The 23,803-nt window shown below is 66.0% G+C and carries 16 protein-coding genes; 7 read left to right on the top strand and 9 right to left on the bottom strand.

The genetic code is table 11. From position 1 onward, the window contains the following. Nucleotides 1–86: 86 nt before the first annotated feature. Entirely contained in the window at nucleotides 87–437 is a 351-nt protein-coding gene (locus ACQY5K_RS09255; protein ID WP_428122300.1) for a hypothetical protein, read from the bottom strand. Between the two features lie 218 nt (nucleotides 438–655). Here ACQY5K_RS09255 and ACQY5K_RS09250 point away from each other — a divergent pair, with 218 nt between their 5' ends. After that, nucleotides 656–2,266: an SNF2-related protein gene (locus tag ACQY5K_RS09250; protein ID WP_428122298.1), complete on the top strand. Its 1,611-nt coding sequence runs from the start codon at nucleotides 656–658 to the stop codon at nucleotides 2,264–2,266. A 279-nt stretch (nucleotides 2,267–2,545) separates the two neighbouring features. Here the strand turns inward: ACQY5K_RS09250 and ACQY5K_RS09245 are convergent, their stop codons facing one another. Then, nucleotides 2,546–2,983, bottom strand: a complete 438-nt coding sequence (locus ACQY5K_RS09245; RefSeq protein ID WP_428122296.1) for a hypothetical protein — start codon at nucleotides 2,981–2,983, stop codon at nucleotides 2,546–2,548. Nucleotides 2,984–3,039: 56 nt separating this feature from the next. Continuing rightward, nucleotides 3,040–3,276 (bottom strand): helix-turn-helix domain-containing protein, encoded by a 237-nt coding sequence (locus ACQY5K_RS09240; RefSeq protein ID WP_428122293.1) that lies wholly within the window; start codon nucleotides 3,274–3,276, stop codon nucleotides 3,040–3,042. 752 nt (nucleotides 3,277–4,028) lie between these two features. Between ACQY5K_RS09240 and ACQY5K_RS09235 the strand changes: the two genes are divergently transcribed. Both ACQY5K_RS09235 and ACQY5K_RS09230 read left to right on the top strand, forming a co-directional pair. Further along, nucleotides 4,029–5,246, top strand: coding sequence for a hypothetical protein (locus ACQY5K_RS09235; RefSeq protein WP_428122291.1), 1,218 nt, complete (start codon nucleotides 4,029–4,031; stop codon nucleotides 5,244–5,246). Further along, nucleotides 5,243–8,137: a DUF499 domain-containing protein gene (locus ACQY5K_RS09230; protein ID WP_428122289.1), complete on the top strand. Its 2,895-nt coding sequence runs from the start codon at nucleotides 5,243–5,245 to the stop codon at nucleotides 8,135–8,137. The genes ACQY5K_RS09235 and ACQY5K_RS09230 overlap by 4 nt, the downstream gene beginning before the upstream one ends. 33 nt (nucleotides 8,138–8,170) lie before the next feature. Here the strand turns inward: ACQY5K_RS09230 and ACQY5K_RS09225 are convergent, their stop codons facing one another. The 4 genes from ACQY5K_RS09225 to ACQY5K_RS09210 form a co-directional block, all read right to left on the bottom strand. Then, the gene (locus ACQY5K_RS09225; protein ID WP_428122287.1) at nucleotides 8,171–8,788 is read right to left on the bottom strand and encodes a hypothetical protein; all 618 of its coding nucleotides are present in this window, start codon (nucleotides 8,786–8,788) and stop codon (nucleotides 8,171–8,173) included. A 340-nt stretch (nucleotides 8,789–9,128) separates the two neighbouring features. Then, nucleotides 9,129–9,851 carry a TSUP family transporter gene (locus ACQY5K_RS09220; protein WP_428122284.1) on the bottom strand — a complete coding sequence of 241 codons (723 nt, stop codon included), beginning with the start codon at nucleotides 9,849–9,851 and terminating at the stop codon, nucleotides 9,129–9,131. A gap of 94 nt (nucleotides 9,852–9,945) precedes the next feature. After that, nucleotides 9,946–11,196 carry an acyl-CoA dehydrogenase family protein gene (locus ACQY5K_RS09215; protein ID WP_428122282.1) on the bottom strand — a complete coding sequence of 417 codons (1,251 nt, stop codon included), beginning with the start codon at nucleotides 11,194–11,196 and terminating at the stop codon, nucleotides 9,946–9,948. Nucleotides 11,197–11,259: 63 nt separating this feature from the next. Beyond that, the gene (locus ACQY5K_RS09210) at nucleotides 11,260–11,934 is read right to left on the bottom strand and encodes a nitroreductase family protein (protein ID WP_428122280.1); all 675 of its coding nucleotides are present in this window, start codon (nucleotides 11,932–11,934) and stop codon (nucleotides 11,260–11,262) included. Between the two features lie 126 nt (nucleotides 11,935–12,060). Here ACQY5K_RS09210 and ACQY5K_RS09205 point away from each other — a divergent pair, with 126 nt between their 5' ends. Next, nucleotides 12,061–15,525 carry a carboxyl transferase domain-containing protein gene (locus ACQY5K_RS09205; protein WP_428122277.1) on the top strand — a complete coding sequence of 1,155 codons (3,465 nt, stop codon included), beginning with the start codon at nucleotides 12,061–12,063 and terminating at the stop codon, nucleotides 15,523–15,525. An 83-nt stretch (nucleotides 15,526–15,608) separates the two neighbouring features. Here ACQY5K_RS09205 and ACQY5K_RS09200 read toward each other — a convergent pair whose 3' ends face one another. Beyond that, nucleotides 15,609–17,084, bottom strand: a complete 1,476-nt coding sequence (locus ACQY5K_RS09200) for an MFS transporter (RefSeq protein ID WP_428122274.1) — start codon at nucleotides 17,082–17,084, stop codon at nucleotides 15,609–15,611. 155 nt (nucleotides 17,085–17,239) lie between these two features. On the opposite strand from ACQY5K_RS09200, the gene ACQY5K_RS09195 reads away from it, so the two are divergent. Next, entirely contained in the window at nucleotides 17,240–18,304 is a 1,065-nt protein-coding gene (locus tag ACQY5K_RS09195) for a zinc-dependent alcohol dehydrogenase (RefSeq protein WP_428122271.1), read from the top strand. A 290-nt stretch (nucleotides 18,305–18,594) separates the two neighbouring features. Here the strand turns inward: ACQY5K_RS09195 and ACQY5K_RS09190 are convergent, their stop codons facing one another. Continuing rightward, nucleotides 18,595–19,884, bottom strand: a complete 1,290-nt coding sequence (locus ACQY5K_RS09190) for an aspartate aminotransferase family protein (RefSeq protein WP_428122269.1) — start codon at nucleotides 19,882–19,884, stop codon at nucleotides 18,595–18,597. Here ACQY5K_RS09190 and ACQY5K_RS09185 point away from each other — a divergent pair. Both ACQY5K_RS09185 and ACQY5K_RS09180 read left to right on the top strand, forming a co-directional pair. Beyond that, on the top strand, nucleotides 19,883–21,148 hold the full coding sequence (locus ACQY5K_RS09185) for an alpha-hydroxy acid oxidase (RefSeq protein WP_428122267.1): 1,266 nt from the start codon (nucleotides 19,883–19,885) through the stop codon (nucleotides 21,146–21,148). The two genes, ACQY5K_RS09190 and ACQY5K_RS09185, sit on opposite strands and share 2 nt — an antisense overlap. A 25-nt stretch (nucleotides 21,149–21,173) precedes the next feature. After that, complete coding sequence (locus tag ACQY5K_RS09180; RefSeq protein ID WP_428122265.1) at nucleotides 21,174–23,690, top strand: GcvT family protein; 2,517 nt, start codon at nucleotides 21,174–21,176, stop codon at nucleotides 23,688–23,690. The last annotated feature ends 113 nt before the right edge of the window (nucleotides 23,691–23,803 follow it).

Here is a 23,803-nt window from a genome sequence, read left to right as displayed (position 1 = left end):
GCGCTGATTCCCGCAGCAGATCAGCTCGCCTGCCGATCTGGTGCGAGGAAACCACGCCGAGTCGCCCGGCAGGCCGACCAAGAACTTCAGCCGATGATGCCGAAGGCGTCGAGCCAGATCGGCGTGGCAGCCGCGAGTATCACGCCCATCTGCCAGTAGTGGCGGTGCTGGGCGGCGCGTTGGTCTTCTGTTCGCTGGGCTGCGTGTTCGCGGCGGTCCTCGGCTCGCTGATCTGCGTACTCGCGGCGCAGCGCGGCAAAGCCGGCGCCCATCTCTTCTTTGGTGGCGAAACGCGACAGTTCGGCAGCCAAGAATTCCTTGGTGACGAGGTCAGACACCGGCGATGGTGCCAAGCAGGACATGAGGTACTCCGCAGTGGGTTCGTCGTGCTGATCGCGAATCCAAGCATAGATGCGGCTTCGATGTTGCTCGGACATTGAGGCTCCCTTGAGCGGCAGGCTGAGCAGGTGAATAATAATAGTTTATTTCAGTATATTTCAATAATGTTCAATATCACGCACACAGCGGCTGAGGCGTGACTGCAGCAATGTCGAAACTTTCGATGGAGTTCGGCGGCGAGTTCATCGCAAGGGTCACGACGCCCGTGCCCAAGCCACCTCTCGGCCTGGAGGGTGCTTGGTCCTAACCTGTCCGCGTGACCTTCGAGGCCGGCCAGCGCATCCGACTCCGAGGCGAGCCCGAGTTCGTGACCGTGAGCGGAGCGGTGCTGCTGCCAGACGGCACGGGCGGCACGCGCCTGTTCGTGACCGACCCGGACGGCGGGCTGCGCCAGATTGACTTGGCCCCGGCCGAGGCTGCGCAGGTCGAGGTGCTCGTCCCCGACGCCGGTGCCGCCCCAGTTGCAGCGCTTGCCGGCATGTGGGCGGCATGGATGCGCCACACTTGCGGTTCACCGTATCCCTCCGCGCTGGCGAGCAGCCCGCTGCGGCCCTATGCCCATCAGAGCGAAGCGGTGTACGGGAACATGCTGCGCCAGCCCATGCTGCGGTTCCTGCTGGCCGATGAACCGGGCACCGGCAAGACGATCATGGGCGGCCTGTGGCTGCGGGAAGCACAGCGGCTGGGTCACGTCCGGCGGGCGCTCGTGGTGTGCCCCGCTCACCTCGTCAGTAAGTGGCAACTCGACTTCGAGCGCTTTCTGGGCGGCGGCCTGCGCCGCATCACCGCTGCGACGGCGCGTGAGGGCGCGCTCTCCGGCCCGAATGAGCTGTGGGTGGTTTCGATGGAACTGGCAGCGGTCAACCCCGCGGTCTATGAAGCCATCCACCCCGATGCCGCGGGCTGGGATGCCGTCATCATCGACGAAGCGCATCGGCTGACTCCCACGGCGCAGACTCTTTGGCGCGTCGGGCAGATGCTGTGTCGCGGCGCGCCTCGCGCCGTACTCATGACAGCGACACCGCATCGCGGCAACGAGTGGCTGTTCCGATCGCTCATGCACCTCGTCGACCCTGAGGTCTTCCCGGTCGTGGATGACGTGAACGACGAGCAGCCGACGAGCAAGTTGACGCCCGGCGCTATGCACTTCTTGCGGCGCATGAAAGAAGAACTGGTCGGCTTCGACGGCGAGCGGCTCTTTCTGGCCCGGCGCGCCGACAACGTGAGGGTCCCGCTGAACGCCGCCGAGCGGGCTTACTACGACGAAGCACTCTCGCTGGTCAGCCGCTACTTCCCGCCCGCCGCGCAGAGCTTGGCGCGCATGGTGTATGGCAAACGCGCAGCATCGTCGCTGTATTCGCTGGCGGAGACGTTGCGTCGCCGCATGGATCGCATCGGTATCCAGAGTCCCGCCGATGCTGCTCGCGAGGCAGACCCGAATGGCGAAGACGACGAAGCGGCGTCTGAAGCGCGGGTGGTCAACGAGGACTCGATCGACACACGCGCAGAGCGCCGGGAAATCGCCCAGGTGCTGCAGCGGCTGGACACGGACCTCGCCCAGCTTGACGGAGTCAGGGCGTCCAAGTGGCCACGCATGGTCGAGGAATGCCTCGTGCCGAACGGCATCACTGCCGGTTCGGGTGAACTGGCAGTGGTATTCACCGAGTACGCCGACACAGCGGATTGGCTGCGTGATCGGTTCGTGTCGGCAGGCTTCACGGCGCGGACATATTCGGGCCGCGATTCCCACGCCATTCGTGACGAGACCCGAGCGCAGTTCGCCTCCGGCAAGTTCGAGGTGCTGATTTCCACCGACGCCGGCAATGAGGGCATCGACCTGCAGAGCGCCCATGTGCTGGTGAACTAGGATATCCCGTGGTCGCTCGTGCGCCTGGAGCAGCGCATGGGCCGGATCCACCGCATCGGTCAGGGCCGCGACGTTCGCCTCTACAACATCGTCGCCACCGACACGCGAGAAGGCGACGCCTTGGCCCGGCTGCTCGACAACCTGGTTGCGGCAGCCAATGAGCTCGACGGCAAGATGTTCGACAGCCTCCGCCTGATCACCGAGCAAACGTTCGATGAAGCGAGCGTGCCCGATCTGGCGCAGATGCTCGGTCGGTGCTTTGAGGGAGACAGCGCGCAGTCAGCTGCGTTGGAGGCGGTCGGTCGGATCACTGCCGAGCGGCTTCGGCAAGCGCACGAGCGTCAGAGCAACGCAGAGGCGCATCTGCACAGTCCCGTCGAGTTGGGGGCGGCGCACCAGGTGCTGCACGACGATCGGCTGGAGCGCATCAACCCGCATGTCGTCGAGCGCTTTGCGAGCGTCGCTGCTTCCGCCAGCGCAATCACCTTCGAGCGGTCTGCTGCCGCAGATACGGGGTTCTGGCTGCTCGGCGGCAAGCACATGGAGCTGCCCGAATCGCTCGTGCCGAACGCCGGGGAGAAACTGCGACTGGTGGCGACCAGCAGCGCCGCAAAGCAGCAAGCGAAGTTGGCAGGGGTGGCCTCGGCTGCCGAAGCGGTGGTACTCGGACCTGGTGAGGATGCCTTCGGGGAACTGGCCGAGGCCGTCGGAATGCATGTGGCACCCGATTTGTTGCGAGGCGGCCGGCTGTACGACCCGAACGAGGCCGACGACTACGAGCTGCATGTGTACGAGGGTGCTATCGCGGAAGGACGGGCGGCTGCGAGCAGCGCTGTTCCCCAGCGCCGCACTTCTCTCATCACGGTGTGCCAATTGCAGCCCAGCTCCGCGGCGATCTCTTTGACGGTGCGGCCCCGCCCCACCCGACGCGTCGCCCAGCGCGCTGCCCGCGACGTCAAACGCGCCCGCGGCGGCGCTATCTCTGGCGACTGCTCAGTAAACGTCCCCACCGCGCAGTCCCCATTCGGGCACCGCCAGCGGCGCTTTGCCAACACCAGCCGCACCGGCCGCCCGAACGCCCCAGGTCCACCAGCTCCACACGCCTGACGCCGCTCGACCACACAGACCCGCCGCAGGACCCGCACACCGGCCGCGGCGAACGAAGCCGCACCAGGACCCTCAACGGCCGGCCCGGCTCGTCGCCCACCGACACCGCTTCCACATCGGCGCCGAGTCCGACCAGCAGCTCATTGACACGCGTAGGGTCGCTCTCCACGGGGATCCTCCAGGACTCGGCGGCATAGACACCTCCGATTCTGGGGGATCCCCCGCGTTCACACCGGGACCCTCACACCACCAACTCCACCCTCAAACGCGAAGAGCCGATTTAGCGCGATCTATTGAAGCGGTTTCCGAGACCATCCTTGGTGCCATCGAGTCAACTGGTGCTTACACCAGTGTTCTCGCCAGATACGCCGCCTCAGTCTTGGTGCGTCTGCTCCGATTTCGAACGAGAGGTGCTGCGCTTCACATTGGCCGAGATTGTGTCCGTGACATATATGCGAACGGGGCCGTGGTTCCCTTCGGGAACGACTACTTGGAAGTTGGATGCGCCAGAGGTCCCGGAACCTGGCGTTCTGTCACCACACTTTCCATCAACGCTCTTCGTCATCAGCTTGGCAGAGCCAGTGGAACTTCGGCATCGCTTGAACGTGGAAGTGCAGCGGCACTGGCGCTTGGTTCCGGCACATTGAACGCAGTCGTGACCGATCCGCCCTATAGCTCGATGGTCGAGTATTCGGATTCGTCTGACTACTTCTATGTGTGGCTCAAGCGTGCGCTGGCGAGCACTCACTCGGAGTTGAGGGTCACTGCCAATCCGGCCGGGGTTCAAGAGAAGTTCGACGAGGCAGTGGTCAAGATGGCGCACGCTCGCAGCGGCGATCATCGGACGCCGGAGCACTATGACCGGTGTATCACGGCGGCGTTCAGCGAGGCCTGTCGCGTGGTTGAGCACGCCGGTGTCGTGACGATCATGTTCGGCCACGACGACCCTGAGGTATGGCAGGGCCTGCTTGCGGCGATTCACGCAGCGGGCCTGATCCTGACGGGGTCATGGCCGGCGCGCACCGAGCACGGCAGCCAGATGGGCAAGGCCAATATCGAGACCACGCTCACGCTGGCGTGCCGGCCGGCGGAATCTGATCGCAGTGAGGGTCGACTCGCCGATGTCGAAGCAGAGATCCGCCGGGAGATCGCCGAGCGGATGCCGTTGTGGTCCGATGCCGGGCTTGCAGCGCTGCGCGATCAGCGCATGGCTGCCTATGGGCCGGCGATGGAGGCGGCAGGTCGCTATAGCGCCGTGCTGGATCATAGGGGAAGGCCGGTCGAGGCCGATCATTTCCTCACTCTTGCGCGGCGGCTGGTCGGAGAGATTGCCGACTTGCGGATCGGCTCGTTTCCGCTGGAGGCGTTCGACAAACGCACGCAATTCGCACTTTCCTGGACGCGCCAGTACCAGCGCAACCCCGCCTCCGGATCAGAGCCCAGGTGGGAACGGCTCACCCACGACATGGACGAGAGCGACACACGCGGACTGCTCCACAAGGTCAAGTCGACGTACAGATTCGCCACCGCGACTCAAAGCGGCATCGGCAAGACCGAACTCGCGCCCGGGCTGGCGGTCATCGATGTTGCCTTCGCCGTAGCGCTGGCGGGAAAGTCGGTTAGCACCATTGCTGACGTGCTCGCTTCAACCGACAGCGCCAGCGACGAGTTGCTGTGGGCGGTCATGGCGCAGCTCGCTGCCGACCTCGGCGACACCGACGCAGACGGTGACGTGTGGACCTGGGTGACCCGCAATCGCACAGCAATCCTCACTGGCACTGCCGTGATTGCCGAAGACGAGCGCAGGGCGCAACGACAGCAGCAAGACGAGGGCGAGCAGCTCTCGATGGGCATAGGAGGCACGCCGACGTGACCACATCTGGGGCGACGCCGTGGTGGCAGGCCATCAAGTTGCGGCCCGAGGTCGAAGCCGCACGAGGCAACATCGACGATGTTCAAGCGTCGCTGCACGATGCGGTCTTCGGCGGTGCCTCGGGCCGATCGCAGTATGCCGACCCGACCTACTACGGGCAGATCACCTACCCAACGGGCAGCCTTGTGGACCTCATGGCCAAAATCGCGGTGCGGCTGGGTGCGAAAGCCGAGCCTTCGAAGCGTGTACGAGCGCTCTGGCGGCTCGACCAGGCGATGGGCGGCGGCAAATCGCACGGGCTCATCGGGCTCTGGCATCTGGCGAACAATCCGAGCCACTTCGCTGCGACCGACCTCGGCGCGGCGGTCTTGGTGCAGGCCAAGGAGATCGCCGGAAGCGAAACGCTCGCCCCGGACCTCGGCGGCCCGCGCTGCGTCGTGCTGGACTGCGACAATCCCGCACCGCGCGAAGCTCACGATGGCCCGGCCCGGACGCTCGGCGAGCGCTTCCTGTGGCGTCTGTTCGAAGGTGCGTACAAGAAGTACGAGCACTACAAGGGGCAGCTTCCCAACAAGGAGGCCATCGAAGCCGCGCTCTCCGACATCGGACGTCCCGTGCTGATCCTGATCGACGAGATCATGGATTACATCCGCTGGGTGTCGAACCAGTCCGAACAACGCGCACTCGACGACATGGCGTTCTTACGAGCACTGCTCGATGCGGTGAACGACGTTGACAACTGCGCTGCGGTGGTGGTGATGATCGCGTCGGAGAAGGACCGCATCGCCCTGAACGAGACCGGCGCCAAGTGCCGTGCCGAGTTGGAGGACCTGCTTATCCGCAACGGCGAGGCGACCACGGTGACGAGCGGCGGCGATTTTGCCGACATCATCCGAAGACGACTGTTTGACGGACCCCCACCGAGCGAAGTCACCGATCGCTGCGCCGAGTGGATCACGTCGGAGATGCAGAGCCGATGGACGGAGCACGTCTTCGGCAAGCTGCCCCATTCCGACGGCGGCTTTGCGGAAGCCGTGGGGCGCTGCTACCCGTTTCATCCCTCGCTGATCGACCTCGCCGAGAACGAGTGGTCCCAGCAGGCAGGATTCCAGCGGGTGCGCTCGACATTGCAAGTTTTTGCCGCCACTGCCTACGAGCAGCTCCAGCGCGGCCAAGCGGGCGAGTGGGCCCCGGCCCTGATCGGGCCCGGCGACCTGCCGATGTCGTCTCGCGAGGTGCGCGATGCGCTGCTGGACTCGGGGCTGGTCAGCGATCAGCGCACCCAGTCGAGCCTGCGCGAGATTTGTGCCGGCAACATCGTCGACCCCGACCACCTCGACCGCGGCGCCGCACGCCTGGCTGATCTGCGGCGCTCGAGCACTGGCTGGGAGCAGCTCAACCCTCGTGCGGCCGAGCGCATGGCCACGGCGCTGTTCGTCTACTCGCTGAGCCCGCGTCCCCAAGGCCGCCGTGGTGCCACCGAGGCAGAGCTGCTGGCGGCATCATTCGTGCCGTCGAACGCCTTCGGGTACGGCGACGCCGAGGTCGTCTGGCAGGAACTGTGCCACCCCACTGACGGCCTCGCCGCAGTCGACTCGACTGCCGGGTCGGGCAAGCAGCCGAAGCGGTGGCACATCGAGACCCGTCAAACGCTGAACATGCTCGTGCGGAGAGAACGCGAGGCGGTCACTGACGCCGAACGGGACGAACGAGTCAGCCGTGCGGCATTCGAGGGGGCGAACAGCGGGCCGTTCGACGCCGTATTGCCAGTGGATGGCGAATTCGATGTTGCCCCCGAGACAGCTGAGCTTCGTGAACTGCTGGGTAGTGCAGGCATCGATCAAGCGCGTAAGTGCCGACTCGTGGTGCTGGATTCCCGCTGGTTCAGCCTGCTCAACGGAGTCGATGCGGCGACGCGTCTGGCCGCCGAAGCGGCGATGGGCCTCGGTACCGAGGCGCTGCCCATGACGTGGGCGTCATCTGCGGTCTTTGCGGTCATCAACACCCAGAGTCGGCGGCAAGCTCGCAACCTTGCCGCCGATGTGATCGCGTGGGAACGCACCTTGGCGTTGGCGGCGGTCCAACAAGACGCGGAAATGTCCAAGAGCGCCGGCGGCCAATCGCGTGAGACGCAGCGCCGGTTTGGGAGCCTTGTCAACAAGGCGTACGCGCATGTGCTGTACCTGGCCGAGGGGCCCGACGGGCGTGTCATGCGCGATATCCGATTCCAGTCCGAGAATCAGTCGGCGCTCGACGGTTCGGTGGTGTGGTCGGCATTGCAGGAGGCCGGCAAGGCGTTCGCAGCCGGTGACCTCGACCGGCAGGCGCTGATGCACAACCTGCGGACCAACGACTGGAACCGCCCGCTGTGCGAGATTCGAGACGACTTCTGGAAGGCGCCCCGACTGCCGCTGCTGCCGGGGGGCGAAGGCGACCTGCGCCGGGCCCTGTTCGAGGCAGTATCGGGTGGCGATATCGAGATCGTCGACTCCGGCGACCAAGTGCGGCAGGTGGCCAACGAGGGGCACCTCAACCTGGGGTCGACCGATCTGCGGATCCGCCAACCGGCGCAGGAATCAACCGATGATCCCGACGGTGGCGACCCCCCAGTAGTCATTGATCCGCCGGTCGGCCCGGACCCTCCGGTTGATCCACCTCCCCCAGAGCGCACCGAGTTTCGGGTGAGTGCCTCGGTCACGCAATCACTGCGGGACGACAGCAGTCCCCGTGACGCCGTGCGGCAGTTCCTTCTGGCGGTAGCGAACGCCGTGGATGATGACGCCGTCCACGTTCAGATGAGCCTCAGCATCACCGCGGGCGCGGCCACCAAGGACAAGCTGGTCGCTGCCGCTCAGACAGCAGAAATCAACTGCGTCGCTGCCGAGTTGTGATGGCCCCATCAGGCTGCCAGCGCCGTGAAGCCTTCAAGAACTTCCGTCATCGCTGGCGGCGCGGCGGAGTCGTGTGCGCTCTCCGTCGTCGTGTGCTTGGCGAAGCTGGGCGATGCGATGGTCGTCGGGATCCTCCAGCAGTTCTGCGATGAGCGTTGTCATCTCTGCCAGATCGATCGAGCGCGCTTCGAACATCTCGCCCAGGTCGAACCAGTCCTTTCGCCGGTCGAAGAACGCCTTGAAAACGGCGAGGTCTGAGCAGCACAGGAACGGCATCTGCTCGCCCAGGAACGGATGCTGGACGACGCGTGTTGCCACTTCGGTGTGAAACGGATCATTCGTGAGGAAGACATCGACCGGAATGGTGTCGCACATCAGACGCGTTTGGCCCGTCGTGCGCAGTTCGGACTTTGCGGCATCGGTGGCGACGATCTCGGGGGGCAGCGCAGCCACCGCAACCTCCGCGGACTCGGCCTCGATGAAGATGTTGAGGTCCACATCTCGGGTTGTACGCGGCTCGGGAATGCACCACGCCAACGCCAGCGCACCGCCGAAGGCGTACGGCAGGCCTGAGCGCTCAAGGGAATGATGCAACCGCCGGATCAACCCCAATATGTCGGGAGCAAGAACCTCAGCCGGCTGGTCGCTCACGCCGGCTCCTGAATACGGGGTACTCCAGCTCGGGTGAATTTCGCCTCGGCAAATGCATGGCGAGGTGGAGCAGGCTCGCCAACACCTCGCCGCGCTCCACTTGGGACATGGATCGAGGCGGGTACTCCCTCAGCAGAAGCCGTGGGCGCTTCGCCGCTGACATGAGGCCAGTGTGCCCGATCCCAGCTGTTGCTGCAGCAATTCAGCTCTCCAAGGCCGGATACGCACGGCACATCAGGCGGCGCAAGCCATCGCCCCGGCCATCAGGCCAGCGCGCCGACTGGCACCGGGCCCGGAGGACCTCTGGTCCTGATCGCAGTCGCGTAAGCCGCAGATTTGCTCAGCCGCTGACGAACTGGCGGATCAGCACCACGGTCGCACTGGTGGCTGCGACGCCGAGCACGATCATCCGGAAGCGCGGGCCGGCGAGGCGGGGCCGCAGCCACCGGCCGATCGGGAGGCCGAGCGCGACCGCGGGCAGCAGGCCCAGTCCGAGCCACAGCTGGCGCAATCCGAAATCGCCGATGATGACGAGGGCGACGATGATCGCGGTGCCGACGATCAGCATGTAGGTCGCCAGGGTGGCTCGCAGTGCTGCTGGCTTCCAGTGGCTGGCGAATACGGCGTACACCGGACCGGGCACGGCTGCCACTGATGATGAGAACGCCGTGCCGGCGCCGGCGGCGTAGTCGGCCAAGCGACCTTCGGGCGGTCGTGTGCCGGCGGCTTGCACGGCAACAGCCAGCAGCACGAACAGGCTCACGGCGATTGCCAAGGAGCGATCGCTCAAGGCGGAGAGCAGCGCCACGCCCCCCACCAGTCCCAATGGCGCCGCTGTCAGCTGCCGCCGCAAGGCCGTGGCTTTCAGCGAGGTCCGGTCGGCGATCGCGTTGCGCAGGTTGATGCCCCCCGCCACCATCAGCATCGGACCCGGCACGAAGGTGGGTTCCATGACCACCAGGATCGGCCCGGCGATGAGGCCCATGCCGATGCCGATGCACGCTTGCGTGCCGGCCCCCACGGCGATGAAGAGAGCCGCGACCACGTACTCCGCGACGCTCATCGTGCGCTCCTAGCGCGGTTCACTGAGCGCTCCTCGCGCGGCTCTTCTTGCGCTGCTCGTGCGACTCACCTGTTGCCGATCGCTGGAGCCATGGTCAGATGGGCAGGTTGCCGGTAGCGGCTCCAGTGTCGCCAGTATCGGTGTAGGCGGCGATGGTGCGCTGGGCGATGCGCATCTGGTGGACCTCGTCGGCTCCGTCGGCAAAGCGGGCCCAGCGGGCGTGCTGGTACATGTGCGCCAGCGGCGTATCGGTGGAGTAGCCGAGCGCGCCGTGTACTTGGATCGAGCGGTCGATGACCCGGCCCAGCATGTTCGCTACGAAATGCTTGGCCATCGACACCTCGGCCTTGAAGTCCTCGCCGGCGCCGGCTTGTGCGCGGTCCACCTTGTAGGCCGCGTGCAGCACCATCAGCTTGGCCTGGTACAACTCCACCGTGCTGTCGGCGATCATCCACTGGATGCCTTGCTTCTCGGCAAGCAGCGAGCCATGGGCATACCGGTTGAGCGACCGGTCCACCATCATGTCGAGGGCCGTCTGGGCCTGAGCTATCCAGCGCATGCAGTGCGCGAGCCGCGCCGGCCCGAGCCGGTACTGGCCCAGCAGGTGCCCTTGGCCGCGGCCGCCGAGCATTTGGCCGGCGCCGACACGCAAGTCCTCGATCATGATCTCGCTGTGGCCGGTGGAGCCGTGCATGGTCTCGATCTGTCGAACCTCGGTCCACCCGTCCGCAGGGAGGTCCACAATGAACGCAGAGTTGCCAGCTTGGGGGATATCGGGATTGTCCTCGGTGCGGGCGATCAGGATCGCAAACTTCGAGCGGTGCGCATTGGAGATGAACCACTTGTGGCCGTTCAGCACCCACTCGTCACCGTCGGGATAGCCCCGAGACTGGATGAGCGTCGGATCCGAGCCGGCCACCTCGGGCTCGGTCATGGCGAAGCACGACTCGGCTCGGCCCTCGCACAGCGGCGCCAGGTAGCGCTGCTTCTGGTCGTCGGTGCCCCAGTGCAGCAGCGTGTGCATGTTGCCCTCGTTGGGTGCCTGGCAGTTCAGCACCCACGAGCCGAAGCGGGTCTTGGCGGCCTCGGCCTGCACCATCGCCATCTCCACATGGCCGAGGCCCATGCCGCCCCATTCGGTCGGCATGTTCGGCAGCCAAAGTTCTTCGGTGCGTGCGCGCTTGCGCATGCCCAGCAAGGCCGTGACGTACGCATCGCGATCGGTCTCTTCGAGTCGCTCCGCGTCGATGCGTCCCTCAACGGGGCGCACTTCGGCGTCGATGAACGCTGCGATGCGCTTGCGGAGCTCTTCGAGTTCCGGGGTCAAGCTGAAGTCGATCGCCATCGTGCGGCCTCTCTTGAGTAGCGATTGTCGCCGCGTCAGTTGCCCGACGCACGTTTCACGGTGCTAGAGCGTGAAGGGCTCCCCGTCGCCCCGCTCGCGAACTGCAATCTCCTCAACAGGCTTGCGGCTCAGCTTGGTGAGCTGCTTGGTCGGTTTGCCGATCGGGAGCAGGGCGCAGACTGCCTCCCAGTCCTCAAGCCCGAGGAACTCCTTGGCTGCGGGCTCATTTGCCGAGAGCAGCGTGGTCATCGCTCCGCCCAAGCCCTCGTTTCGAGCACCCAGCAGGATGTTCCAAGCAAACGGGTACACCGATGCGCCGCTGACCACACCGACGCGGTCCTGCTCCTTGTCGATGGAGGCGACCACGCGCAGATCAACGGTGATCACGAGCACCACCGGCACCTGGTCCATGTGCGAGAACATCGGAAGCGGGAACTTCAACGACTCGTCGGCCATGGCTTCTTCGATATTCACCGATGAGGGGTTGTAGCTCTGCCAGTAGACCTCGCCGGCAGCGACCTGCGCCGCGGCGACGCGCATCGCCGGGTAGCACAACTCGCCGAGACGCTTCTTGCGGGCGGGATCGCGCACCACGATGACCTTTTGGCCCTGGCGATTTCCGCCGCTGGCCGCGAAGCGGGCGTTGTCGAAGATGCGGTACAGCACCTCGTCGGTGACTTCGTCGTCGGTGAAGTCCCGGGCCGCGAAGGTCGTGCGCATGACGTCGTAAATCTCCATCGCGTCAGTCTCGCATCGTGGGGCCCGACTCGTGCTGTGCGAAACCCCGGTTCCCGTGCGGCGAAGCGCCACAGCGACCACAATCGCAACACCGACAGCGCGTACGGCGCCGAGCCAGGGGGAATAGTGAGCTTTGACAGGGTTCTCATCGCCAACCGCGGCGAGATCGCTATCCGCATTGCCAAGGCCGCTGACGCGCTGGGCATCGAGTCGGTTGCCGTCTACGCGCCGGTCGACGAGCGCTCGCTGCACCTCACCGCCGCGACCACTGCGGCTGTTCTGCCAGACGGCGATCCGCTGGCGGCGTATCTGGACATGTCCGCGTTGCTTGTGATCGCGGCCGAGCACGGCTGCGACTGCGTCCACCCCGGCTATGGCTTCCTGGCGGAGAACGCGGCCTTCGCCCGTGCATGTGACGAAGCGGGACTCGCATTCATCGGTCCGTCGTCCGACACGCTCGAACTCTTCGGCGACAAGGTGCGTGCTCGGACGCTGGCCGTCTCGCTCGGCGTACCTGTGGTCGGAGGATCACCGGGGGCAGTCGCCGACGCGGCTGCCGCAGCCGACGCTGCCGCCGAGGTCGGATTGCCGGTGATGCTCAAGGCCGCAGCAGGCGGCGGTGGCAGAGGCATGCGCGCTGTGGGGCGCATCGAGGACGTTGCCGAGGCGTTCGAAAGGTGCTCGGGCGAAGCCACCGCAGCGTTCGGTGACGGAACCGTGTTCGTCGAGCGTCTCGTGGACCGACCACGCCACATCGAGGTGCAGGTGCTCGCCGACCTCGGTGGGAACGTGGCACATCTGCATGAACGGGATTGCTCGGTCCAGCAGCGCAACCAGAAGGTCATCGAGATCGCTCCGGCGCTGGGTCTTGGAGATGAGCTGCGCGCTCGACTGCACGCCGATGCCGTGCGGCTCGCAGCTGCGGCCAACCTGGTGAACGCGGCCACGGTGGAGTTCTTGGTGACGCCCGAGACTGGCGAGCACTATTTCATCGAGTGCAATCCCCGGATCCAGGTCGAGCACACCGTCACCGAGCAGGTCACCGGCGTCGATCTGGTGGAGGCCCAGTTCAGAATCGCCGCTGGAGTGAGTCTGGGCGAGATCGGAATCGCCACCTTCCAGCTCGACGCGGGCGACATGGCAGGAGCCTTGGCAGAAGTCGGGCGACACGCGATTGCACCTCGCGGGTATGCCGTGCAAGCCCGCGTCGTGGCAACCGGCTCGGGTGCGATCTCGGCGTACCAGGAACCGTCAGGCGTGGGGGTGCGTGTCGACGCCGCTGGGTACGCCGGTTACGCGCCTCCGCCGCACTACGACCCGCTGCTGGCCAAGGTCATCGGAACCGGGAGCACACTTGATGCAGCAGTGGCTCGCACGTCGTCGGCGCTCGCCGATTTCCACATCGGCCAGCTGCCCACGAACATCGGCCAGCTCTGCGAGATCCTGGACCATCCGGCGGTGCGCAGCGGCGACGCGCGCACCACGCTGCTGGCTGAGATGGCGACCGCACCCGGTGGAGGGGCGGGCAGTGCCAACGGCATGCGGGGAGGCGCCGCGTCACGCCGTGCCGCACTGTTGGAACCTGCGTCACCGGGTGCCGCTGGTGCGCCGGTCGCTGTGCCAGCTTCGCCACTGTCGACATGGCCCGACCGCGACCTCTTGGATGAGGAGACCGCCATTGTGAGCCCGCTGCCGGCGAGCGTCGTCGAGGTGCGGGCGAGCACTGGGGACTTCATCACAGCAGGGCAAGCGCTCGTGGTGTTGTCGGCCATGAAGATGGAGACCGAAATCACCTCACCGTGCGATGGGACAGTCTCGGCACTGCGAGACCTGCAGCCCGGCGACCAGTTGGCGACCGGCGACGTGTTGGCGGTCGTGATGACCGGCACAGCCGCCGGTGGCGCTGACACGGCAGGCACAACCCTCAGCGGTTGGGAGCCGCTGCTGGATGGGGTGCAGACGTTGCAGCGGCTCGCCGAAGAACGCCTGGGCCCCGACTCGGACGAGCCCGGCGTGGTTCGCCAGCGCAACCGGGGGAAGCTGCACTGCCGGGACCGCATTCGCCTGCTGCTCGACGACGGCAGCTTCCGTGAAGTCGGCAGCTTGGCGGGTTTCGCCTCCTACGACGACGAGGGTGAGATCGCAGCATTCACGCCCGCCAACCACGTCGGAGGAACTGGCAGGATCAACGGCAGCGACGTGGTGGTCTGCGCCGACGACTTCACCTCGCGGGGCGGCCATTCCGACGGGGCGATCGGCGCCAAGAGCTTCTACCTCGACCTGCTCTCGACCGAGCTGGGCGTGCCGTCTATCCGGCTGCTGGACGGTTCGTCGGGCGGCGGCAGCGTCGCCTCGATGGTTCCTGAGCAACGCAAGGAAGGGGAGAGCTCAGCCAAGGAAAGCACCGGAGCCATCAAGGCCGGTCGTCCGCGGGTGACGGGAGGCGGCGGTTCGTTCCTGCCCTCGCACCTGGGCAGCACCGAGTACGCCGAACAGCTCGCCACCGTGCCGGTGATCAACATGCTGCTCGGCAGCGTGGTCGGCATCGGCGCGGCGAAGGCCGTGCTGGGGCACTTCGCCGTCATGGTGCGTGACATCTCGCAGCTGTTCGTGGCAGGGCCGCCGGTCGTGAGCCACGCCATGGGCTACGACATCACCAAGGAAGACCTCGGCGACTGGCGGATCCACTGCACGAATGGCTCAGTCGACAACCTGGCCGAGACCGAGGAGGAGGCAGCCGCGATGGTGCGACGGTTCCTGTCGTACCTGCCGTCGTCGGTGTACGAGACGCCGCCCGTGCTGGCGCCCGACCCCGATGACCCGCCGGACCGGCAGGACGACGAGCTGCTGACGCTGATTCCCCGCAAGCGAACGACGACCTTCGACATTCGACGGGGCATAGAACTGATCTGCGACCGGGGCTCGTTCTTTGAGATCGGTCCGCTGTGGGGCACCGACCAGGTGGTCGGGTTCGCACGCATGCACGGCTATCCGGTCGGAGTGCTTGCGTCCGACAGCCGTCACCCCAATGGCGGCGCGCTCACCGCCGACGGCTGCGACAAGCTGACCCGCCACATCGACCTGTGCGATCTGTTCCACATGCCGATCCTGAACCTGTGCGACAACCCCGGCTTCGCGGTCGGCGTCGAGCACGAGATCGCCGGGACGATCCGCAAGGGCGCGACGTGGATGACGGCGTTCGCTCAAGCCGCTGTGCCGATCTTCACCGTGCTCATGCGGCGAAGCTTCGGCGTGGCCGGCAACAACTACGCCACACCGCGGCGCCAGAACAGCGCACGGGTGGTGTGGCCGGCCGCCGATGTGGGCGGCATCCCGCCCGAGGGCGGCATCGAGGCCGCTTACAGGCGGCAGCTGGCCGAGGCGGACGACCCGGTGGCGCTGCGGGCCGAGCTGGAGGCGCGGATCGAAGCCGCTCGTGGACCGATCGGTCCGCTCAACCGCTTTCAGATCGAGGAGATGATCGACCCTCGCGAGACTCGCCGATTGATCTGCGAGTGGATCGAGGGCGCCTATCGAATCATCAGCCGGCCGGCTCAGCTCGTGGCCCGCCCGATTGCTTTCCGTCCCTGATCTCGCTGGCCCCTCCGCATGCCCACGCCGCCGTTCAGCTTGTTGGGCGTCAGGGCATCGAGATGGTCGCGGAGGGCCTGGGTTCAGACGGGTTCGACCGACCAGACCTCGGGCGCGCCGCGTGGACGGATCAGCGGGATGTCTCGATCGTCGGCGCCGTTCGCGCTGGCTCCGATGAGTGCCTCGTGGCGGTCGGCGGCTGCGCCGTTGCGGGCGATGGCAACCACGGGCCGGTGACCGCCGGCGAGCGGGCGCGGCGCGATCGGTGCCGGTCGAGTCCGCTGCACCGGTGAAGGCGGTGGCGTTCGGAGGTAATCCCGAGCGGGTGCGCCGCCGAAGCTGTACACGGTCAACCCGACAATCGCGATCACCGCTATGGCGAAGAAGCCCGTTCGGTAGTCGTAGAGATCGTGCAGAACTCCGACGAGCAACGGCCCGGTTCCGACACCGGTGATCATCAGGAGCGAGCCGAGTCCGTAGATACGGGAATAGTCACGGACGCCGAATGCGTCGGCGAGTATCAGCGGGTGCAACATGAGCAAGTTGCCCATTGCGCTGCCGAGCACGATGATTCCTGCGAGCACCTCGAGGCCGGTGTCGGCGACCGCCAAGATGCACAGCCCGCACACCTGCACTCCGACCAGGAACATCGCCAGATAACGCAGCGGAATCTTGACGGCGGCCAATCCTCCGCAGAGCCGAGCCACGATGCTCGTTACCGCCAGAACGGCAAGTGCGGTGCCGGCGGCCGCCACACCGAGACGATCACTGGTCAGCTTGTAGACGTGCTGAATTGCGCCAACTTGGCTCCCCATGACCAGCACGAAACCGATTGACAAGAGAACGAAGAAGCGGGAGCGGACTGCCTCTGCGAACGGCGTCCCGATAGGCGGAGGCGGGGGAGTTCCATCTGAGCTGTCGTGGGGGGCGGCGCCGTCGGCTTCAAGGCCCACCGACTGCGGCGACGCGACCACCAGCAGCCACGTCGCCAGCAGCACAGAAATGAAGAACACCACAGCGAACGGAAATGCCCATCGCACCAGTGAATCTGCGTTGATGAGGCGGCCGATCTGGGGAGCAATAAGTGCGCCCCCCAACGACAGACCGGTCGAAGCGATGGCCAACGCGACCGATCGGCGGTACTGGAACCAACGGGTCACGACCGTGGTGGTCGGCACGAGCCCTGTCAGGCCGAAGCCGGCGCCGAACACGATCATGACCGCGAACATCTGCCACTCGTTGCGAACCTGTCCGAGCAGCGCAAGCCCGACAGAACTGACGACGGTGCCGAACGTCATGACCCAGCGCACGTCGAAGCGATTGATGAGCCCACCAGTGAAGTAGCCGCAGAGGCCGGACGCACCGAAGAAGACCCCGGTTCCGGCGCCCGCCATTCCGGTGCTGAAGCCCTGCTCGTCCACCAGTGCCTTCAGGAAGACGCCTTGGGAATAGAACGCAAAGCCCGACGTGATGGTCATGATGAGGAACACGCCGGTGAGCACAACCCAGCCGCGAACGAACCGCTGGTTGCGCTCAGCAGTAGCCACCGGCACATTCATCGCGAAACAGCCTGCCAGCTAACTTGCCCCGATGCGCTTTGTGAGACCCTGCGTTATCGACTGGGGACGATCGGTCGATGCGGCTGGGCGTTCATGGGCCAGTATTCGCGGGTCGACTGATTCGCCACAGGAGCCGAGGGGCAGGGAGCGGGCAGATGGAGATGATGAAGGCCGGCCGCATGGTCGACGTGGGTCGTATGGAATGCGAAGAGATTGCTGTGCCGCCGCTGGACGAGGCCTCCTCAGATGCCGCCCCGTCGTCCAGGCCAGACGCCGCCTTGGGCATGACGGCGGTGAACTACGACGTGCTCATTCGCTCCGAGATGGCCTCGATCTGCGGGAGCGATCTGCACATGGTGATGATGGGCGCGGGCCTGGCGCACCGCCCGCCGTGCCCGCATGGCTTCCCGGGCCACGAGGGCATCGGCATGGTGGTCGAGAGCCGTACGCCGAGCCTCCCCGAGGGCACTCACGTGCTGACGTTCCCGAACCCGCCGGTGGGCGAGTGCTTCAACGCTTTCCAGCGCATCAACTCCCACTACTGCGTTCCGCTGCCGGCGAGCGATGTGCCTCGCTCGCATCTGCTCATGGGCCAGCAGCTCGGCACGGTCATCTACGCCATGCGCCAGCATCCCCGCGACGTTTCCGGCGAGACTGTCGTCGTGATGGGACAGGGCTCCGCAGGGTTGTTCTTCACGTACCTGTTGAAGCGGGCCGGCGCCGAGCGGGTCGTCGTCTCGGACCTCTCGCCGGCGCGCCTGGCTGTGGCGGAGGCCTACGGCGCGGATGAGTGCCTCAATGCTGCGGAGCTCGGCAACGCCGGGGTCATCGAAGCGGTCAAGGACATGACCGATGGCCGCGGTGCCGACTACGTCGTCGAGGCGGTCGGCCGCTCGGACACGTTCTTGGATTCGGTGGAGCTCGTGCGCATGGACGGCCAGCTGCTGTGGTTCGGGCTGCCGTCGACCGACGACAACATTCACGTCCGCTTCCAGAAGTTCTTCCGCAAGCGGCTGTCCGCGGCCAGCACCTACGGGGCCCAGGACGAGCCCGGCTCCATGTCGTTCCGTCAGGCGTTGCGCCTGATCGCCTCGGGCGACCTCGACGTGTCGCCTCTGCTCAGCCACGTCTTCGACGTGAGCGACATCGGCAATGCCTTCCGGCTCGCCCACGAACCCCACGACGCTGGCGCGCTGAAGGTCTCAGTCAGCTTCGATTAGCGGGCCGGGCCGCGCGTTTGCGACGGCGTCGTCGTCGGGGACGGCGTGCTGGATCGATGCGGTGCTTCCCAAAGTGCCGCGAGGGGGACTGAGTGGAGCCTGATCGCCAACGACGGCGATACGGGGCCCAGGACGAGCCCGGCTCCATGTCATTCCGCCAGGCGTTGCGCCCCGTCAACGCAGCACCGGACCGTGCTGGCGCATCACGAGTGAAAAACCGCAGCGCTTGCGAGAATAAGTAGTGTTACCGAGATGGCATCGCCGTCGTGCCCGCCGGGGATTCGACGTGCTCAGTCGAGCGCTTCGAGGACCTCCACGAGCATGTCGAGGCCTTCGTCCAACTCGGCTTCGGTGACGTTCATCATCGGCGTGATACGGATGACGTTGCCGTAGAGGCCGCCCTTGCCCACAAGCAGGCCGCGGTCCTTGGCGGATTCCAGCACTGCCGACGTGGTTGCGGCGTCGGGCTCGATGCTGCCGGGGTGGCAGAACTCGAGGCCCTGCATGAGTCCCTTGCCGCGCAGCTCCGCGACATGCGGCGACGCGTCGCACACGGGAGCTAGGCGTTCGTGCATCTGTGCCCCGCGGGCAGCGGCGTTGGCCTGCAGGTTGTTCTCGAGCAGGTAGCGCAGGGTGGCCCGACCCGCCGCAGTCGAGAGCGGATTCCCGCCGAAGGTGGTGATCGAGTTGCGAGTCAGGCAGTTCATCAGCTCGGCCCGGGCGACGATCCCCGCCAGGGTGATGCCATTGCCGACGCCCTTGGCGAACGTGATCGCGTCGGGCGTGATGCCGTGAGCCTCGTAACCCCAGAAATGCTCGCCGGTGCGTCCCCAGCCGGATTGCACCTCGTCGGAGATGAACAGGATCCCCTCCGAAGCCAGCACCTTGCCCATCGCCCCGAAGAATCCGTCGGGCGGTGTGGCGAAGCCACCGACACCCTGGATGGGCTCGGCAATGAGCGCCGAGAAACCGCCTGAGTCAGTCATGTCGATGAGCTGGACGAGATCCTCCACGCAGGCGTTGGTGAAGGCGTCGTCGTCGAGGTTCCTGAATGGGCTGCGCAGCCGGTAGCCGCCCTGCACGAACTGCACGTCGAGCCCGCTGAAACTGCTCGTCGACCAGGCCCGGTGGCTGGTGATCGCCTGGGCCGTGAGTGAGCGACCGTGGTAGCTGTTGCGCATCGCCAGCACCTGGTTGCTCTTGCGGTAGTTGGTGGCCAGCAGGATCGCGGTGTCGTTGGCCTCGCTTCCCGAGGTGGTGAACAGCACCCGCGGGTCGGGGATGCCCGACACAGCGGCGACTTCCTCGGCGAACGAGATCATCTCCTCGTTCAGGTACAGCGTGGAGGTGTGCATCACCTTGGCTGCCTGGGCCTGCACGGCCTTGACCACCACGGGGTTGGCGTGCCCGATCATGGTCGTGAGGATCCCGCCGAAGAAATCCAGGTAGCGGTTGCCTTCGTTGTCGAAGACGTAGCTCCCCTCGCCGCGGTCGATCGAGATCGGCTGGGAGTACAGCGGGCTGATGAAGCTGGGCAGGATTGCGCGGTAGCGCTCCGCGAGATCGGCAGTAGCAGCCATGGCGGACATCGTAGAGTTTGCGTTCATGGCGGGGATGACGAAATGGGTCACACAGGCCTATGAGACCGCCCGCAGCGTCATGCAATTCGGCGAGTTCGAGCATGATGCGGACAAACGGCACCTGATCCGTGCCGCCGACGTATCCGACTTGCGCCGCATGGCGAAGCGACGGATGCCCGGCGGTTGCTTCGACTACATCGACGGAGCTGCAGAGGACGAGGTCAGCGCCGAGCGCAGCGTCTCCGCATATCACCGCTGGCAGTTCCGGCCGCGAGTGCTGCGCGACGTGACCGAGGTGGACATCTCAGGCAAAGTCCTGGGCGAGACAGTGCCGATCCCGCTGGTGATCGCTCCGACGGGCTTCGACCGCATCGCCCATTCCCAAGGCGAGCTGGCCGTGGCACGAGCGGCGGAACGTGCCGGCATCCCGTATTCGCTCTCGACGATGGGCACGCGCTCAGTCGAGGAAGTGGCCGATGTGTGCTCGGGGCGCAAGTTCTTTCAGGTGTACGTGTGGCGTGACCGAGAGCTCATGGCCGACTTGCTGAAGCGCTCAGCGGCCTGCGGGTACGAGGCGATCATGATCACGGTCGACACGGCGGTGCTGGGACGCCGGGAGCGTGACGTGCGTCATGGCTTCAGCCTTCCGCCCAAGCTCGGGCCCGACACGATCATCGACGGCTTGCTGCATCCGCGATGGCTGCTCGATTTCTTGAGCAACGAGCCGATCAAGTTCTCCAATTGCGAGGGGGCGACCGGCGGTGACGGCGGCGACGCAGTCGCGCTGGCCGACTACATCAACAGCCAATTCGACCCGTCGTTGTCGTGGGACGACATCGAGTGGTTCCGCGACCGCTGGGACGGCCCGGTGATGCTCAAGGGCGTGCTGTCGCCGGACGACGCGAAGATCGCCGCCGACATTGAGCTCGACGCCGTGATCGTGTCCAACCATGGGGGACGCCAGCTTGACGGTGCGCCGGCACCGGTGGAGTGCGTACCGGCGATTCGAGAAGCAGTCGGCGATCGCTGCGAGGTGATCTGCGACGGCGGGATCCGGCGAGGCAGCGACATCGTCAAGGCGCTGGCGCTGGGGGCCGACTCGGCGATGATCGGCCGCGCGTACCTGTATGCCCTCGGTGCTGCCGGCGAAACCGGCGTGGACTGGGTGCTCAACTATTTCGTCGAGGGGATGACCCGAACGATGCGTCTGAATGGCGTCCGATCGGTCGCCGACCTGACGCCTGACTTGCTTGAACGCATCTGAACCAATGGCGACTGCAAGAGCAACTGTGGGGCGCAGCCTGCCCGACCGAGCCGAAGTGGTGGTGGTCGGCGGCGGTGTTGTGGGCTGTGCGATCGCCTACCACCTTGTGCGCCGGGGCATTCGGGACGTGTTGCTGCTGGAGCAGAACCAACTCACGTCGGGCACGACATGGCATGCCGCCGGGTTGGCGGCGCAGCTCAAATCGACCTACAGCCTGACCAAGCTTGCGACGTACTCGGTGCGGCTCTTCGAGGCGCTCGAGGATGAGACCGGTCAGGCCACGGGCTTCCGGGCACCGGGCTCGATCTCGGTGGCGTCGGATGCAGAACGCTGGGACGAGATCCTGCGAGGCGCCTCGATGGGCGCCTCCATGGGCGTCGAATCCCGGCAGATCGACATGGACGAGCTCTCGGAGATGTGGCCGCTGATCCGCACCGACGATCTGGTGGGCGCGCTGTACCTGCCCGACGACGGCATGGTCTCGCCCGTTGACGTGACGATGGCGCTGGCAAAGGGGGCGCGAGCGCACGGCTGCCGCATCGTCGAAGGCGTCGCGGTGACGGGGCTCGAAACCCGCAACGGCGCAATCTGCGGCGTGCGCGCTGAATCGGCAAACGGCGGCGGGGATGATGCCCCCGATCACCTCATCGAAACCGAAACGGTGGTGCTGGCCACGGGCATGTGGACCCGCCACTTGGCTGCGCAGATCGGTGTCAACGTGCCGTTGCAGGCCTGCGAGCACTTCTACGTCGTGACCGAGCCACTCGATGGCGTCGATACGACGACGCCCATCATGCGCGATCCCGGCAACTTCTCGTACTTCAAGGAAGAGACCGGCAAGCTCATGGTCGGCTTCTTCGAACCGGAGGCCAAGGTCTGGCGCCTGGGCGGCGTTCCTCGGGACTTCAGCTTCGGCACCCTCGACGAGGACTGGGACCACGTCGGCCCAGTGTTCGAGCGCTCCTGTCACCGCGTGCCCGCACTCGAGGACTGCGGCGTGCAGCTCTTCTTCAACGGTCCCGAGTCATTCACGCCCGACGGCGTGTACTACCTCGGCGAGGCTCCCGAAGTGGACGGCTGTTTTGTGGCGGCCGGCTTCAACTCCGTCGGCATCCAGTCCGCGGGCGGAGCCGGATGGGTGCTCGCCGACTGGATCGCTGACCGGCACCCGCCGATGGACCTCTCGGCTGTGGACATCCGGCGTGCCATGCCGTTCCAAGCCGACGAGGGCTACCTCGCCGAGCGGATCAGCGAGAGCCTCGGGCTGCTGTATGCGATGCACTGGCCGTTCTTCCAGTACACGAGCGCTCGCGACCAGCGCCGCTCGCCGCTGCACGACGCGATGGACGCGGCAGGCGCCGTCTTCGGCGAGACCGCCGGCTGGGAGCGGGCCAACTGGTTTGCCGAGCCGGGCCAGGAGCACGAGTACCGCTACAGCTACGGCAAGCAGAACTGGTTCGACAATGCGGGTCGGGAATGTGACGCGGTGCGCAACGGCGTGGCGCTGTTCGACCAGTCGTCGTTCGCCAAGTTCACGGTTCGCGGACCCGATGCCCTCGACGTGCTCGACACCCTCAGCGTGGCGTCGGTGGATGTGGAGCCGGGTCGGGCGGTGTACACCCAGTGGTGCAACGAGCGCGGTGGCATCGAGGCCGATCTGACGGTGACACGGCTGGGGGATGATGACTTCTGGGTCGTCACATCCGCGGCTACGCAGACACGTGATTGGGCGTGGCTGCGGCGGGCTTGCCGTGGCCGGGACGTTGAGATTGCGGACGTCACCGACGAGTGGGCAGTGCTGGGGCTCATGGGACCACAGGCGAGGGACCTGCTCAGCCGGATCACCGATGCGCCGCTCGACAATGAGACGTTCGGGTTCGGCAGCGCCAGGCACATCGACATTGCAACGTCAGCGGGCTCAACGTCGGTCCTGGCGGTACGCATGAGCTACGTCGGCGAGCTCGGCTGGGAGCTGTACGTGCCGAATGCCCAGGCGGTCGTGGTGTACGAGGCGCTAAAAGATGCCGCCGAGACCGCCGACGGTTTGGAGCTGGCGCACGCCGGCTACCACGCCATGAACACGCTGCGCCTCGAGTGCGGCTACCGGCACTGGGGCCACGACATCAGCGACGAGGACACGCCGCTCGAATCAGGACTCGGGTTCGCGATCGCATGGGACAAGCCACGCGACTTCATGGGCCGCGCCGCGCTGGAAGCACAGCGTCACCAGCCGCGCACCCGCCGACTCATCCAGTTCCGCCTCGAGGATCCAGATCTGCTCGCCTACCACGACGAGCCGATCCTCCGTGACGGCGAACTCGTCGGCCGGGTCACCTCGGCCATGTGGAGTTACACCGAGGACCGCTGCCTGGCGATGGGCTACGTGACCCATCCGACCGCGGCCGATCCGGATCCGCAGCCAGTGACCAAATCCTGGCTCGACGCCGGATCCTTCGACATCGAAGTCGCCGGGCGCCGTATCGCTGCCACACCTTCGATCCGCAGCTTCTACGACCCCACCAACCAGCGCGTCCGCATGTAACTGCACAATCCGAAAGTTCAAGTTTCAGATTGCACACAAATGCGGGTCCGAGCATCCACGCCATAGTGGCGCGACTGAATGGATGGCCGTGCCGGAATCGGGATCAGCGCCGA

The sequence above is a fragment of the Candidatus Poriferisodalis sp. genome (assembly GCF_965262965.1).
In the GTDB taxonomy this organism is placed as follows: domain Bacteria; phylum Actinomycetota; class Acidimicrobiia; order Acidimicrobiales; family Poriferisodalaceae; genus Poriferisodalis.
Note: the sequence above shows the minus strand (reverse complement) of the source record. Positions and strands in the feature narration are given on the sequence as shown.

What these genes read in the sequence shown, in the direction of transcription:
- ACQY5K_RS09195 (WP_428122271.1), top strand. Translation starts at nt 17,240, where the DNA reads ATGGAGATGATGAAGGCCGGCCGCATGGTCGACGTGGGTCGTATGGAA.
- ACQY5K_RS09190 (WP_428122269.1), bottom strand. Translation starts at nt 19,884, where the DNA reads ATGGCTGCTACTGCCGATCTCGCGGAGCGCTACCGCGCAATCCTGCCC.
- ACQY5K_RS09185 (WP_428122267.1), top strand. Translation starts at nt 19,883, where the DNA reads ATGGCGGACATCGTAGAGTTTGCGTTCATGGCGGGGATGACGAAATGG.
- ACQY5K_RS09220 (WP_428122284.1), bottom strand. Translation starts at nt 9,851, where the DNA reads ATGAGCGTCGCGGAGTACGTGGTCGCGGCTCTCTTCATCGCCGTGGGG.
- ACQY5K_RS09210 (WP_428122280.1), bottom strand. Translation starts at nt 11,934, where the DNA reads ATGGAGATTTACGACGTCATGCGCACGACCTTCGCGGCCCGGGACTTC.
- ACQY5K_RS09215 (WP_428122282.1), bottom strand. Translation starts at nt 11,196, where the DNA reads ATGGCGATCGACTTCAGCTTGACCCCGGAACTCGAAGAGCTCCGCAAG.
- ACQY5K_RS09245 (WP_428122296.1), bottom strand. Translation starts at nt 2,983, where the DNA reads ATGCATTCCGACGGCCTCGGCCAGTTCCCCGAAGGCATCCTCACCAGG.
- ACQY5K_RS09255 (WP_428122300.1), bottom strand. Translation starts at nt 437, where the DNA reads ATGTCCGAGCAACATCGAAGCCGCATCTATGCTTGGATTCGCGATCAG.
- ACQY5K_RS09200 (WP_428122274.1), bottom strand. Translation starts at nt 17,084, where the DNA reads ATGAATGTGCCGGTGGCTACTGCTGAGCGCAACCAGCGGTTCGTTCGC.